Genomic DNA, 14,032 nt, shown 5'->3' on the forward strand with positions numbered 1-14,032 from the left:
AGCTGCTTCCGCAGCGGGCGACATGGGTCCCGTACTCGCAGGCGTCCTCCAGCTGCTCGCCCTCATAGGCGCGCTGGCCCTCGCCTACATCCCCCTTGGCAACTACATGGCCAAGGTCTACTCCTCCGACAAGCACTGGCGGATCGAGAAGTGGGTCTACAAGGGCATCGGCGCCAACCCCGACGCCGAGATGACCTGGCCCGCGTACCTGCGCGGTGTCCTGGCCTTCTCCACCGTCGGCGTCCTCTTCCTCTACCTGCTCCAGCGGCTGCAGGGCATCCTGCCCGGCTCGCTCGGCTTCGACTCGGTCAATCCGGCGCAGTCGTTCAACACGGCCGTGTCGTTCGTGACCAACACCAACTGGCAGTCGTACTACGGCGAGCAGACCATGGGTCACGTCGTGCAGACCGCCGGTCTGGCCGTGCAGAACTTCGTCTCCGCGGCCGTCGGCATCGCCGTCGCGGTGGCCCTCGTCCGCGGCTTTGCCCGCTCCCGTACCGGTGAGCTCGGCAACTTCTGGTCCGACCTGGTGCGCGGCACGATCCGGATCCTGGTGCCGGGCGCGTTCATCGCCGCGATCGTGCTGGTTGCCTGCGGTGCCATCCAGAACTTCTCCGGCATTCACGAGGTCGGCCAGTTCATGGGCGGGCACCAGCAGTGGAACGGCGGGGCCGTGGCCTCGCAGGAGGCCATCAAGGAGTTCGGCACCAACGGCGGCGGCATCTTCAACGCCAACTCCGCCCACCCCTTCGAGAACCCCGGCCCGTTCACGAACCTCTTCGAGATCTTCCTGCTGCTGGTCATCCCGTTCTCCCTGACCCGCACGTTCGGCGTCATAGTCGGGAGCGTGAAGCAGGGCTACGCGATCCTCGCCACGATGTTCACGATCTGGCTGGGCTTCGTCGCCCTGATGATGGCGACCGAGTTCGCCCACCACGGCGCGGCGCTCCAGGCCGCGGGCGGTGCGATGGAGGGCAAGGAGACCAGGTTCGGTGTCGGATCGTCGTCGATCTTCGCGGTGTCGACCACGCTGACTTCGACCGGTGCGGTGGACTCGTTCCACTCCTCGTTCACCGGCCTGGGCGGCGGCATCGCCATCCTGGGCATGCAGTTGGGCGAGATCGCGCCCGGCGGCACCGGCTCCGGCCTCTACGGCATGCTGATCATGGCGGTCATCGCGGTGTTCATCGCCGGTCTGATGGTCGGCCGTACGCCCGAGTACCTGGGCAAGAAGATCGGCACCCGCGAGATCAAGCTGGCGGCCTGCTACATCCTCATCACTCCGGCCCTGGTGCTGATCTTCACGGCTGCCTCCATGGCCCTGCCGACCCCGCCGCACTCCATGCTGAACTCCGGCGCGCACGGCTTCTCCGAGGTGCTGTACGCCTTCAGCTCCGCCGCCAACAACAACGGCTCGGCCTTCGCCGGCCTGAACGCGAACACCGACTGGTTCAACACCATGACCGGACTCGCCATGCTACTGGGCCGCTTCCTGCCGATGGTGTTCGTGCTGGCGCTGGCCGGTTCGCTCGCCGAGCAGAAGCCGGTCCCGGAGACCGCGGGCACCCTGCGCACCGAGAAGCCGCTGTTCACCGGTCTGCTGGTGGGCGCGATCCTGATCATCACCGGTCTGACGTACTTCCCGGCCCTGGCGCTGGGGCCGCTGGCCGAGGGGCTGGCCTCATGACCACCCGTAAAGAGAACCAAGAGGACTCGATGTCCACAGCCACCCCGGCCAGGGCGCCGCACAGCGACGTACCCACCGGGCACAAGCCCGCCGAAGGACGCGTCGGCGCGGGCCTCTTCGATCCCAAGCAGCTGCTCAAGTCGCTGCCGGACGCGTTCCGCAAGCTCGACCCGCGGGTGATGGTCAAGTCGCCCGTGATGTTCGTGGTCCTCGTCGGCTCGGTCCTGACGACGATCTTCTCCTTCAAGGACCCGGGCGACTGGTTCGGCTGGGCGATCAGCGCCTGGCTGTGGCTGACCGTGGTCTTCGCCAACCTGGCGGAGGCCGTCGCCGAGGGCCGCGGCAAGGCGCAGGCCGACACCCTGCGCAAGGCCAAGACCGACACCGTCGCGCGTCGGCTGTCCAAGGACGGCAAGACCGAGGAGCAGGTACCGGGCACCGAGCTGACCATCGGCGACCTGGTCGTCTGCGAGGCCGGCGACATCATCCCCGGTGATGGTGACGTCGTCGAGGGCGTCGCGTCCGTCGACGAGTCGGCGATCACCGGTGAGTCCGCCCCGGTCATCCGCGAGTCCGGCGGTGACCGTTCCGCGGTCACCGGCGGTACGAAGGTGCTGTCCGACCGCATCGTCATCAAGATCACGACGAAACCCGGCGAGACCTTCATCGACCGGATGATCAACCTGGTCGAGGGCGCCGCCCGGCAGAAGACGCCCAACGAGATCGCGCTGAACATCCTGCTGGCCTCGCTGACGATCGTCTTCCTGCTCGCGGTGGCCACCCTGCCGCCGTTCGCGGACTACGCGGGCACGCATCTGACGATGGTCGTGCTCGTGGCCCTGCTGGTGTGCCTGATCCCGACCACGATCGGCGCGCTGCTCTCCGCCATCGGCATCGCGGGCATGGACCGCCTGGTCCAGCGCAATGTGCTCGCGATGTCGGGCCGGGCGGTCGAGGCCGCCGGTGACGTGTCGACCCTGCTGCTCGACAAGACCGGCACCATCACCCTCGGCAACCGGCAGGCCGCCGAGTTCGTGCCGGTCAGCGGCACCACGGAGGCCGAGGTCGCCGACGCAGCCCAGCTGTCGTCGCTGGCCGACGAGACGCCCGAGGGCCGCTCCATCGTCGTACTGGCGAAGGAGAAGTACGGACTGCGCGAGCGCCACCAGGGCGAGCTGGCCGGTGCCGAGTGGATCGCTTTCACCGCACAGACCCGTATGTCGGGTGTGGATGTGGACGGGCGCAGGATCCGCAAGGGTGCCGCCGGTTCGGTCATCGCCTGGGTGCAGGAGCAGGGCGGCACGGTCGCCGAGGACGCCGACACGCTGTCCAACCGCATCTCCGAGGCCGGTGGCACCCCGCTGCTCGTCGCCGTCGAGGACGACAGGGGTGCCCGCATCCTGGGCGTCATCCATCTCAAGGACGTCGTCAAGGAGGGCATGCGGGAGCGGTTCGACGAGCTGCGCCGCATGGGCATCAAGACCGTCATGATCACGGGTGACAACCCGCTGACGGCCAAGGCGATCGCCGAGGAGGCCGGCGTCGACGACTTCCTCGCGGAGGCCACTCCCGAGGACAAGATGGCGCTCATCAAGCGGGAGCAGGCGGGCGGCAAGCTCGTCGCCATGACCGGTGACGGCACGAACGACGCACCCGCCCTCGCCCAGGCGGACGTCGGCGTGGCGATGAACACCGGTACGTCGGCCGCCAAGGAGGCCGGCAACATGGTCGACCTCGACTCCAACCCGACCAAGCTCATCGAGATCGTCGAGATCGGCAAGCAGCTCCTCATCACCCGGGGCGCGTTGACCACGTTCTCCATCGCCAACGACGTCGCGAAGTACTTCGCGATCATCCCGGCGCTGTTCGCGGCCGTGTACCCGGGCCTGGACAAGCTCAACATCATGGGCCTGACCTCGCCGGACTCCGCGATCCTGTCGGCCGTCATCTTCAACGCGCTGATCATCATCGCGCTGGTGCCGCTCTCCCTGAAGGGCGTGCAGTACCGGCCGGTCAGCGCCGACAGGATGCTGCGGCGCAATCTCACCATCTATGGCATCGGCGGGCTGATCGCCCCGTTCATCGGCATCAAGCTCATCGACCTGCTCATCTCCCTCATCCCCGGGATCGGTTGACCCATCATGAACAACTCGGTTACGAACACCGCCCGGTTGCTCGGGGCGGCCCTGCGCGCCCTCCTCGTGTTGACCCTGGTCACCGGTGTCATCTACCCGCTGGTCGTCACGGGCGTGGCCCAGGCGCTGTTCCACAACAAGGCGAACGGCTCGGAGATCAAGGCGGACGGCAAGGTCGTCGGTTCCTCGCTGATCGGGCAGTCGTACAACCTGCCGCTGAAGAAGGGGCAGGAGACGCCGGACGCGGACCTCAAATGGTTCCAGGGCCGCCCGGCGAACGGGCTCGGCAGCAACAGCCTGAACACGCAGTACAAGCTGATCCTGTCCGGTGCGACGAACCTGTCCGCCGACAGCAAGGTCCTGATCAAGCAGGTCGAGGACGCCAAGGCTGCGGTGGTGAAGGACAACTCCGTGTCCGGCTACACCGTCAAGCCGTCGGACGTTCCCGCGGACGCGGTCACCTCCTCCGGCTCCGGCCTCGACCCGGACATCTCCCCGGCCTACGCCGATCTCCAGGTCCACCGGATCGCCGCGCAGAACGGTCTGTCCGTCACCCAGGTCCAGAAGCTGGTCGACGAACACACCGAGGGCCGCACGCTCGGCTTCATGGGCGAACCCCGCGTGAACGTCCTCGAACTCAACATCGCGCTCAAGGCCCTCGTAGCGAAGAAGTGACGGTCTTACGCGATCCGCATGGGAGCCGGCGGCCGGGGAATCCCCCCGGATCCGCCGGCTCCCACCGCCGTGAAGTCGGTCCCCTGCTGCCGGCGCGCAGGGCCCGACGTACAACAGGAGAGGCACACGCCCATGACCAGGGTGCTGGTGGTGGAGGACGACCCGCAGCTCGTACGGGCCCTCGTCATCAACCTGCAGGCGCGCAAGTACGGAGTGGACGCCGCCCCCGACGGCGCCACGGCCCTCCGGCTCGCCGCCGCGCGGCAGCCCGACGTCGTCATGCTCGACCTCGGCCTGCCCGACATGGACGGCGTCGACATCATCAAGGGCCTGCGGGGCTGGACCCGGGTGCCGATCCTGGTCCTGTCCGCCCGGCAGGGGTCCGACGAGAAGGTGGCCGCGCTCGACGCGGGCGCCGACGACTACATCACGAAGCCGTTCAGCATGGACGAACTGCTGGCCCGGCTGCGGGCCGCCGTCCGCCGTACCGAGGACACGCCGCTCGTTCCCGAGACGGTCCTCGTCGAGACGGCGGACTTCAGCATCGACCTGCTCGCCAAAAGGGTCGTCCTGGGCGGGCGGGACGTGCGGCTGACCCCGACCGAGTGGCACCTGCTGGAGATCCTGGTGACCAATCCGGGCCGGCTGATCACGCAGAAGCACCTCCTCCAGGAGGTCTGGGGCGTCTCGCAGAGCAACAAGACCAATTACCTGCGCGTCTACATGGCCCAGCTGCGCCGCAAACTGGAGACGGACCCCGCCCACCCCCGCTATCTGATCACCGAGCCCGGCATGGGCTACCGCTTCGAGGGATGACATGGCGCGCGGCAAGCTCCGGATCCACCTCGGCGCGGCACCCGGCGTCGGCAAGACCTACGCGATGCTCTCCGAGGCACACCGCCGTATCGAGCGTGGCGCCGACTGCGTGGTGGACAGCCCGTCCGAGATCGCACGACTGGCCGCGGCGGTCGGGCCCGACGGCCACCAGAAGGTGATGGTCCGGGTCGTGCCCGGCATCAGCGCCGGCGGCCACGAGAAGATCCGCACCGGCACGGACGACCAGAAGTTCGGCCTGTCCGCCCCCACTCTCGGCTTCGCTCGAGCGGGAGGTGCCCCGCTCGACGGCTACGCCCAGCACGCCATCGCCCGCAAACTCGACCAGCCGCAGCTCGAACTCACCGGACTGCACAGCCACTTGGGCTCGCAGATCACGAGCGTCGAGCCGTACGTCGCCGCCGTACGCCGCATGGTCGGCCTCATGACCCGGCTGCACGAGCAGCACGGCCCGGCCCTGCCCGAAGTCGACCTCGGCGGGGGTCACGGCATTGCCTACCGCCCCGGTGAGGAAGCCCTGGACCCTGACGGCACTGGCCCGAAAGATCCGCACCGAACTGGCCGACGCCTGCGCCACGGCCGGGCTTCCCGTGCCCCGGCTGATCATCGAGCCGGGCAGGGCGGTCGTGGGCCCCGCAGGCATCGCCCTGTACCGCGTCCTGTCCGTCAAGCGCACCGGCTCGCGCACATACGTCGCCGTGGACGGCGGCATGAGCGACAACCCGCGCCCGGCCCTGTACGGCGTCCGCTACGCCCCCCGCCTGATCGGCAGGCACAGCGCCGAGGCCCCGGCTCCGGTCACCGTGGTCGGCCGCCACTGCGAGGCAGACGACATCGTCGCATCCGACGCCCGACTCCCCGCCGACATACGCCCCGGCGACCTGCTCGCCGTCCCCGTGGCCGGCGCCCATCACCTGTCCATGGCTTCCGGCTACAACCTCGTCGGCCGCCCACCGGTGGCCGCCGTACGCGACGGCATCGCCCGCCTCCTGGTCCGCCGCGAGTCCCTGGAGGACATCCGCGGGCGCGACGTGGGACTGTAGCCGGGCCGGCGGCGGGATCAACCACCACAACAGGCTGTCCTGGACGTACTGCACGACATCCGCCTGCTGAATGCGCAGGGGCCCGAGGTCAGCTCGTGTGGTGTGTGTCGAGGCGTTCCAGGAGCAGTCCTTCCCGGGTGGACCAGGGGCAGATGCTCACGCGGTCGGCCCCGCAGGCCTCCATGAGGGCCTCGGCGACCAGGGCTCCGGCCAGGGACTGCTCGGCGCGGTGCGCGGAGATGCCCGGCAGCCTGCCGCGGCGGGCCGGGCTCGCGCCGGCCAGCAGGGGGATCGTGGCCCGCACCGCGGACAGGGTCAGGTGCCGTGGCGCGCGTGGGCGCCTGTTCCGGGTGGAGGCGAGTCGCGCGAGCTGGGCGAACGTCTTGGAGGACGCGAGTACATCCCCGCCCGGCTCGGCCTGCGGCAGACCAGGGATGGTGCCCATGGACCGGCGCAGGTGCTTGCGCACCTCGGCCAGGCGCCGTTGGGAACGGGCGGTGCCGCCGGGCAGCCACTCACGGGTGATCGTGCGGGCGCCCAGCGGCAGAGAGCACACGGTGTCGGGCTGGTCCGTGGTGCCGGAGGCGATCTCCACGGTGCCGCCGCCGATGTCCAGGACCAGCAGCGGGCCGTCCCCGGAGCCCGCCCAGCGGCGGGCGGCCACGTATGCCAGCCGGGCTTCCTCCTCGCCCGGCAGCACCTGCAGGCGGACGCCGGTGGACCGGGCCACCTGTTCGATCACCTCATCGCGGTTGGGCGCGTCACGGATGACGGAGGTGGCGAACGCGAACAGCTCCGGCAGCCGCAGCCGCGGGTCTTCGGCGACCGCCTGGGCCACCGCCCGCTGCACGCTCCTCACCCCGGACTCCCGCAGCCGCCCGCTCGGGCCGAGGGTCTGATGCAGCCTCAGGCGCACCTTTCGGGAGAGCACCGGCTCCAGCACCCCGCCCGTACGCTGCCGCGCCACCGTCAGCAGGGCGCTGTGGCACCCGACGTCCAGGACCCCTGCCTGCCGCATCCCACCGCCTCTCCGCCCTGCGAGCCCTTCGGCTCCCGGGATCCGACCGCCTTCCCCTGGCTGCTGTCGGCGCAGTCGCCGGGGCGGCGCCACGCGAATCCGGGCACCGGGTGACCATCATGTCACCGCCAGTGCTCGCCGGCCGTCGCGGAGGGTTTCCTCGGCGGACAGTGTGAAGGAGATCTCCTGACCGCCCCTGCTCGGCGCAGCGCAGACAGCCGTGCTCCTGTGCGAGTTTCACGCGGTGGCTCACGAGATCGCGCGGCCAGGCGTACCGAGGACGCCCGTCCGGCGGGTTGGTCGGCCTCGTCACGTGCGCGCCTCCCGCGGCGAGCGCCGTCCGGTGCAGGTCGTCAACGTCGTTGCACCACAACACGACCTCCGTGTTCTCCCCGGGCTTCGTGGGGGGTGCCGAGGAGCTCGCCACCCACGGGGGCCGAGCTGAATCCGGTCCGCACGCCCGCAGCCTCCACCTCGGCCTGGTGAGGCTCGCCGTGTGGAGGGAAGTGGACGAGTTGGTGTCCGCGGGGGTGGTGGCGCCGGCGTACGGCTCGAACGGGGTGCGGGACGTGCTCGATGGCGGGGCGGAAGCCTCGGCCTTCGGGGCGCCGTTCGTGTCCGCGGTCACTGAGTCGTCGCCGCCTGAGGAGCTGCCGGCGGCGGCCGGTGCCAACGCGCACGTGAGTCCGGCAGTCGGCATCAGGGAATGCCTCATGCTCGTGCACGGCCGGCACGGAGTTCGCGGCACCACCGCTGGCAGCCGCCCTGGCGGCGCGAGCCTGATCAGGCTGTCCCCGCACTGGCGGCGTCGTGGGCTGCGTGCAGTGGGCGCAGGCTGGAGGCATGACACGTCGGGTCTACTGCGATGACGCCACACTGATCGTGGGGGATCGGTGGGTATCGGCAGAAGTGGACCTTGGTGTCCCTCTCCTTGAAGCCCCCAGCACGTGGGGCGGCATCCTTCATCGGATTCCGTCTGCGCTGGTCAACGACCTGCGCAGCGATGAGGACGTCCGCCTCCGTCTGTCGGACGGCCAGGAGCGGCGCATCCGTCTCCGGTATGCCTCCCAGGGAGGGGACGAGGAAGGCGTGTCCGTGCCCTTCCTGGGTGAGGGGACTGCTCCGTTCTGATCCGCCGGCCGCTCATCTCCGCACCGGTGGGCGTCGGCAGATCGGAGCCTGAGGGACGTCCTTGCTGTACGTCGTCGGGGAGCACGCGGTCTTCGCGGAGACCTTCCACCTGGCGTCCCGGCGTACGGACGCCCCAGGACTGTCAGGCCCGACCCGCCGGTCCCCGGAGAACCGGGTGTGGCCGACCCGCGCCTGTAGATCGGAGGTGAAGGTCACTCTGTCGACGCGCACGCGCGGCACGCGGGTGTCCGGGTCCTCCTCAGCTCGCTCATGTGGCCGCGTTGGTCCTGCTTGTCCTCGCTTTCTGGGGCGTTCAGAGGCTCTGAACGCATGGGCGGGTGATGAGGGTGCCGCGTCGCACTGCGATTGCGAGTAATCAATCGATTACGCTCTGTGTGTGATCCGTGTGATGGTCGGCAGCCGCGTTCGGGGTCGTCCCGCGCCGTCCGTCCTGCTCATCGGGTTCATCCTGCTGGTGGCGTCCCATTTGCTGGGCGCCCTGCACGGCCCGGGCTTCCTCGGTCCCCATACGCCGCTCATGCCCTTGAGAGCGGTGCAGTCCACCGCAGCGGCCGAGTCGGTGGAGGCGGCGAAAGCGATCGGCTCCGACCACGATCATCGCCACGAGATCTTCGAGGACACCATCGAGCACGCGGTCGACCGCGTGCGAGTCTCCGCTGACGGCCCGCTCCACGCCCCCCAGTTTGTCGAGCCGGTCATCGATCAGGTAGATCAACCGGTTACGTACGCATCGCCCGGCCGCGACGGTCCGGACGGCGGTGTTCCATGGCCGCCGGGCGGCCGCTCCGCATGCGCCCGGCACTGCGTCTGGCGGCAGTAGGCACGACCCGCACGCCCTCACCTGGGCCGCGCTGAAACGGCGGCGGCCCACGGTCCGGCGTGCCCCCGCGTCCCTGCACCGCCAGCACCGCGCCCACCTGACCGATGGGCGTGAAGGAGCCGTACGTTCATGGATCCCACCCTGCTCGAATCCCTTCTCCCTGTGGGGGCCGACGCCCCCGTCCCCCCGATCGCCCGCCGCCCGGCCCACCTGGTGGGCAACACACCCGTCCTGTGGATCGACGAGCCGTTCGCCCCGCCGGGCCGCGGCTTCCACGCGAAGCTGGAGGGCACCAACCCGGGCGGCATCAAGGACCGCCCCGGCCTGCACATGATCCGCGAGGCACGGCGACGCGGCGACCTCGCGCCGTATGCACCGATCGTCGAGTCCTCCAGCGGCACCCTCGGACTCGGCCTGGCCCTGGCAGGACTGACGTACGGCCATCCGGTCACCGTCGTCACCGACTCCGGCATGGAGCCGTCGATGGTCCGCCTGCTCACCGCACTCGGGGCACACGTCGACCAGGTGGCCGCACCGCATCCCGACGGTGGCTGGCAGCGGGCCCGCCGCGAGCGCGTCACCGCGCTCCTGGACGGCGCCCCGGGCGCGTACTGCCCGGACCAGTACCACAACCCCGACAACACGGCCGCCTACCGCCCGCTGGCCGCCGAACTCATCGCCCAACTCGGCCGCGCAGACGTGCTGGTGGCAGCGGTGGGCACAGGCGGGCACTCCGCCGGCATCGCGGCGGGACTACGGGAGGGGTGCCCCGAGCTGAGGCTGATCGGGGTGGACGCGGTCGGCTCGACGATCTTCGGCCAGCCCGCCGCGCCGCGGCTCATGCGGGGCCTCGGCTCCAGCATCTACCCGTCGAACGTGGACTACGACGCCTTCACCGAGGTCCACTGGGTCGCCCCGGCCGAGGCGGTATGGGCCTGCCGTCAGCTCGCCCGCCGTCACTACGCGTCCGGCGGCTGGAGCGTCGGGGCGGTGGCGCTGGTGGCAGGCTGGGTGGCCCGGACGTATCCCGCAGGCACCCGGATCATCGCCGTCTTCCCGGATGGCCCGCACCGCTACCTGGAGACCGTCTACAACGATGCCTGGTGCCAGGACCACGGGCTCCTCGGCCATGAACCTCCGCCGGAGCCCGACGAGATCGCCGAGCCGGACGAGTGCGTGGTGTCCGGCTGGACCCGGTGCAGCCGGGTTCGGGATCCGCTGGGGCGCGAGGCACGGGCCAAGGAGGGTGTCCGATGAGGCGGCTGCGGGCCCAGGTGGCCTCCTTCGACCGGCCGGCCCGTCTGCTGATGGTCAACCAGTTCGCCATCAACCTCGGCTTCTACATGCTGATGCCCTATCTGGCCGACCACCTCTCCCACGGCCTCGGCCTGGCGGCCTGGGCGGTCGGTCTGGTGCTGGGCGTGCGCAACCTCTCCCAGCAGGGCATGTTCCTGGTCGGCGGCACCCTCGCCGACCGCTACGGCTGCAAGCCGATGATCCTGGCCGGCTGCGCGCTGCGGACGGTCGCCTTCGGGCTGCTCGCGGTGGCGGGCAGCCTGCCGGTGCTGATCGTGGCCTCGGCGCTGACGGGCCTGGCGGGTGCGCTGTTCAACCCGGCTGTGCGGGCGTATCTGGCCGCGGAAGCGGGAGAGGAGCGGCGGGTGGAGGCGTTCGCCGCCTTCAACGTCTTCTACCAGACAGGCATCCTCGTCGGCCCGCTCGCCGGACTGGCCCTGCTGACCTGGGACTTCGGCGCGGTGTGCGCGGTCGCCGCGCTCATCTTCGGCACGCTGGCCGTCCTTCAGGCCCGCGCCCTGCCCGCCCGCCCGCCGACCGACCGACGCGCGGAGCCGGCCTGGCGGGCGGTGGCCGCCGACTGGCGCACCATCGCCGCCAACCGGCCCTTCCTCCTCTTCGCCGCCGCCATGTCGGGCTCGTACGTCCTGGCCTTCCAGGTCTACCTCGCCCTCCCCCTCCGCGCCCGGGAACTCTTCGGTGATCGGACCGGGTTGGTGACCGGCGCGATCTTCGCCGTCTCCGCGCTGGCAGCCCTGTCCGGACAGCTCAAGCTCACGGCGTGGGCGAAACGGACCCTGTCCGGACCGCGGGCCATCGTGTACGGGCTGGTGGTGATGGGCGCGGCCTTCCTGCCGCTGCTGCCCAGGTCGTACGACGCCGTCGTCGGCGTGGGTGCCTTGGCGCTCTGCGCGGCGCTGCTGGCCTGGGGCGGCGCGCTGCTCTATCCCTTCGAGATGGACACCGTCGTACGGCTCTCCGACGATCGGCTGGTCGCGACCTACTACGGCGCCTACAACACCGCCTCCGGCATCGCGGTCTCGCTCGGGAACCTGGCCGTGGGGGCGCTGTTCGACACGGGTGTGCGCTGGCTCCCCTGGGGGGTGCTGGCCGTCACGGGGCTCCTCTGCGCCGGGCTGGTGGCCCGGCTGCATCGCGCGGGGTATCTCACACCGAGGCCGGCCACGGTGGCTGCGACGGGGTGACGGCCAACGGGCCCCGGCTGCCTGGCCGGGGCCTCCGCCGGGGTGTCGTGCAGGAAGAGGGAGGCGTACCGAGGCTTCCTCAGCTATGCGCGTGCAGACCGTCGGCGAGGTGGTGATGGCTGTGACGCCAGCCGTCCCGCACCCGTTCGGCGTCCACCAGGTGTGGATGGTCGGCGTGGAGGTCCGTGTGCTCGTCAGGACGTCAGCATCCCCGGTGGTCGAGGCCGGCGACCTCGCGTACGGCCTTGGTGATGGCCGGGAAGTCCTTCTTGAGGATCGCGCCGTGGTTGCTGGCGACCTTCGCGCCGATCTGGATGTTCGGGTTGCGGGCGGTCACCGCATCGAGGCCGGTGCGTATCTGTTCCTGCTCATGACCGCGGCTTCCGAAGGACGTCCCCGAAGCGACCACATACCGCACCGGGACGGTGATGTTGTCCAGCACGGGGCCCAGCTCGCGCTCGCGGGAGAGCCTGCCGAGCTCGATGTTGCTGTTCGCCTGCTGTTCGGCGGTCATCCGCGGGGCCAGGCCCGTCGGGCGCAGCAGCGGCAGGAACCAGCTCATCCGCCGGAACAGCTTCCGGATCCGCTGCTCCATGGCCTCGTCGAGCCAGTCGTACGGGAACGCGCCGTCGACCAGGACCGCGCCCAAGGCGCGCTCCGGATTGCGGCCGGCCCAGTGCGCCCCGACGACCGCCCCGTAGGACCAGCCCACCACCAGCGCCCGGTCCACGCTCCTGGCCGCGAGAACGGCATCGACGTCCTGGACGGCTGCCTCGAAGGAGTAGTTGGCGGAACGCTTCGATTTGCCGCGGGCCCGTTCGTCGTAGGTGATGTGCCGCCACCCCGTCCCCAGTTCAGCGATGACCCGTCGCCAGTACCCCTGAGTGGCGAACTGGCCGTTGAGGTAGACCACAGGGATACCGGGACCGCCGGTGTCGGTGACGGCCAGGGCCGTGTCGTCAACCGGCACCATGCCGGTCCACTTGGAGCGGGTCGAGGAAGTGCTGTTCTTCGTCATGTGTTTCCCCTGTTTCCCCTGGTCGGGTGAGAGCGTCTGGTACGGCTTCTCCGGGTCCTGCGCGCGGATCGCAGGCTCTTCGGGACGGACGGCCGGGTCCTCGGCGACGACCGACAGGATCGCGATCGAGGTGGGCCCGGCCGGATGGTCCTGGTTCGGTTCGTTCAGAGGCTGCGGGCGGTGATGTCGCCGGAGGAGGTGGTGGCGCGGATGTCGAGTCCGGCGGTGCCGTCGTTCTTGAGCGCGTTGCTGATGCGGCCGTTGCCGGTACCGGCGTCCAGGGCGGCGGAGACACCGGCGGCGGCGCCGACCGTGATGTCGCCGGACTGGGTGCTCAGCGTCACCGTGCCGCGCACGGCCTCGGCGATGCGGATGTCGCCCCGTGCGGTGCTGATCTCCGCGGGGCCGCCGAGCCGGCCGACCTCGACGTCGCCGTCGACCGTGGTGAGGCGGAGGCTCGCGACCTCGTCGATCTTGATCTGGCGGTAGGCGCCTTCGAAGGCGACGTCGCCGAGGCTGCCGACGACACGGAGCTCAGCGCTCGCGGCCCTGGCCTCGACGCAGGAGCCGGCGGGCAGTTGGACAGTCACCTCGACGGATCCGGAGTTGCCGAGGATCCGGTTCTTCGCCTCCGGGCTCTCGATCCGCAGGACGCCCTCGCTGTAGGTGACCTCGACCTGCTCCGCCGCCTTCACATCGCGGCTCTTGGCGGCGTTGGCGGGCCGGACCTCGACCGTGGTGTCGGCCCGGTCGGCGGCGATGAACTGGATGCGTCCCGCGGGGATGTCGAGAACGGCGGAGACGGCGGCCGGGGTGTCGAACTTCTGCATCGTGCTCTCCTTCGTCTGCGGCGGGCACTCCGTCGGCCCGCCGTTTCTGATAATGGAAAGCTACGTTGCATTCATAGATCCTGCAACAGTGGTGTTGCGTAGAAAGGCAGTCATTGCAGGTAGTAGGCGATAAAACGTTGCAATGGTTCAGAATCTAATGCAACGCGCTTGTGCTGCGCGTTGCAATGGGATGGGAGTGAACGCTAGAGTGGAGGCATCAAGAAGGGGCGTACGAAGGGGACAGCGACGTCCTTCACGCAAAACCCGGAACAACCTCAAACGGCACCGCCCAGCCAAGTCCGGACCGGCGGGATCAAGT

The 14,032-nt window shown here is 70.0% G+C and carries 10 protein-coding genes and 2 pseudogenes; 9 read left to right on the top strand and 3 right to left on the bottom strand.

The annotated features are described in order from the left end of the window. The first annotated feature begins 22 nt into the window (after window positions 1–22). The 6 genes and pseudogenes from kdpA to LJ657_RS04365 form a co-directional block, all read left to right on the top strand. Window positions 23–1,687, top strand: a complete 1,665-nt coding sequence (gene kdpA, locus LJ657_RS04345; protein WP_232647397.1) for a potassium-transporting ATPase subunit KdpA — start codon at window positions 23–25, stop codon at window positions 1,685–1,687. Continuing rightward, window positions 1,684–3,822, top strand: a complete 2,139-nt coding sequence (gene kdpB / locus LJ657_RS04350) for a potassium-transporting ATPase subunit KdpB (RefSeq protein WP_232646868.1) — start codon at window positions 1,684–1,686, stop codon at window positions 3,820–3,822. Before kdpA ends, kdpB begins: the two co-directional genes overlap by 4 nt. A gap of 6 nt (window positions 3,823–3,828) precedes the next feature. After that, window positions 3,829–4,497, top strand: a complete 669-nt coding sequence (locus LJ657_RS04355; protein ID WP_232646869.1) for a potassium-transporting ATPase subunit C — start codon at window positions 3,829–3,831, stop codon at window positions 4,495–4,497. A gap of 132 nt (window positions 4,498–4,629) precedes the next feature. Beyond that, complete coding sequence (locus LJ657_RS04360) at window positions 4,630–5,313, top strand: response regulator (protein WP_232646870.1); 684 nt, start codon at window positions 4,630–4,632, stop codon at window positions 5,311–5,313. A 1-nt stretch (window position 5,314) separates the two neighbouring features. Beyond that, a pseudogene (locus LJ657_RS49320) lies at window positions 5,315–5,428 on the top strand (sensor histidine kinase KdpD); the annotation flags it as partial. Beyond that, a pseudogene (locus LJ657_RS04365) lies at window positions 5,423–6,374 on the top strand (diaminopimelate decarboxylase family protein); the annotation flags it as partial. The pseudogenes LJ657_RS49320 and LJ657_RS04365, both read left to right, overlap by 6 nt. An 88-nt stretch (window positions 6,375–6,462) precedes the next feature. Here LJ657_RS04365 and LJ657_RS04370 read toward each other — a convergent pair. Continuing rightward, window positions 6,463–7,392, bottom strand: a complete 930-nt coding sequence (locus LJ657_RS04370; protein ID WP_232646871.1) for a Ppx/GppA phosphatase family protein — start codon at window positions 7,390–7,392, stop codon at window positions 6,463–6,465. Window positions 7,393–8,920: 1,528 nt separating this feature from the next. Here LJ657_RS04370 and LJ657_RS04375 point away from each other — a divergent pair. The 3 genes from LJ657_RS04375 (at window position 8,921) to LJ657_RS04385 (ending at window position 11,865) form a co-directional block, all read left to right on the top strand. After that, window positions 8,921–9,364, top strand: a complete 444-nt coding sequence (locus LJ657_RS04375) for a hypothetical protein (RefSeq protein ID WP_232646872.1) — start codon at window positions 8,921–8,923, stop codon at window positions 9,362–9,364. 129 nt (window positions 9,365–9,493) lie between these two features. Beyond that, entirely contained in the window at window positions 9,494–10,621 is a 1,128-nt protein-coding gene (locus tag LJ657_RS04380; protein ID WP_232646873.1) for a PLP-dependent cysteine synthase family protein, read from the top strand. Next, window positions 10,618–11,865 (top strand): MDR family MFS transporter, encoded by a 1,248-nt coding sequence (locus LJ657_RS04385; protein ID WP_232646874.1) that lies wholly within the window; start codon window positions 10,618–10,620, stop codon window positions 11,863–11,865. The genes LJ657_RS04380 and LJ657_RS04385 overlap by 4 nt, the downstream gene beginning before the upstream one ends. Before the next feature lie 202 nt (window positions 11,866–12,067). Here the strand turns inward: LJ657_RS04385 and LJ657_RS04390 are convergent, their stop codons facing one another. Continuing rightward, complete coding sequence (locus LJ657_RS04390; RefSeq protein ID WP_232646875.1) at window positions 12,068–12,883, bottom strand: alpha/beta fold hydrolase; 816 nt, start codon at window positions 12,881–12,883, stop codon at window positions 12,068–12,070. 164 nt (window positions 12,884–13,047) lie between these two features. Next, entirely contained in the window at window positions 13,048–13,713 is a 666-nt protein-coding gene (locus LJ657_RS04395) for a DUF4097 family beta strand repeat-containing protein (protein WP_232646876.1), read from the bottom strand. Window positions 13,714–14,032: the final 319 nt, after the last annotated feature.

It is taken from the genome of Streptomyces guryensis (genome assembly GCF_021261325.1).
GTDB lineage: Bacteria > Actinomycetota > Actinomycetes > Streptomycetales > Streptomycetaceae > Streptomyces > Streptomyces guryensis.

Excerpts from the sequence above, each read along its gene's own strand:
- LJ657_RS04390 (WP_232646875.1), bottom strand. The coding sequence starts at position 12,883 with ATGACGAAGAACAGCACTTCCTCGACCCGCTCCAAGTGGACCGGCATG.
- kdpA (WP_232647397.1), top strand. The coding sequence starts at position 23 with ATGGGTCCCGTACTCGCAGGCGTCCTCCAGCTGCTCGCCCTCATAGGC.
- kdpB (WP_232646868.1), top strand. The coding sequence starts at position 1,684 with ATGACCACCCGTAAAGAGAACCAAGAGGACTCGATGTCCACAGCCACC.
- LJ657_RS04380 (WP_232646873.1), top strand. The coding sequence starts at position 9,494 with ATGGATCCCACCCTGCTCGAATCCCTTCTCCCTGTGGGGGCCGACGCC.
- LJ657_RS04370 (WP_232646871.1), bottom strand. The coding sequence starts at position 7,392 with ATGCGGCAGGCAGGGGTCCTGGACGTCGGGTGCCACAGCGCCCTGCTG.
- LJ657_RS04385 (WP_232646874.1), top strand. The coding sequence starts at position 10,618 with ATGAGGCGGCTGCGGGCCCAGGTGGCCTCCTTCGACCGGCCGGCCCGT.
- LJ657_RS04395 (WP_232646876.1), bottom strand. The coding sequence starts at position 13,713 with ATGCAGAAGTTCGACACCCCGGCCGCCGTCTCCGCCGTTCTCGACATC.
- LJ657_RS04360 (WP_232646870.1), top strand. The coding sequence starts at position 4,630 with ATGACCAGGGTGCTGGTGGTGGAGGACGACCCGCAGCTCGTACGGGCC.
- LJ657_RS04355 (WP_232646869.1), top strand. The coding sequence starts at position 3,829 with ATGAACAACTCGGTTACGAACACCGCCCGGTTGCTCGGGGCGGCCCTG.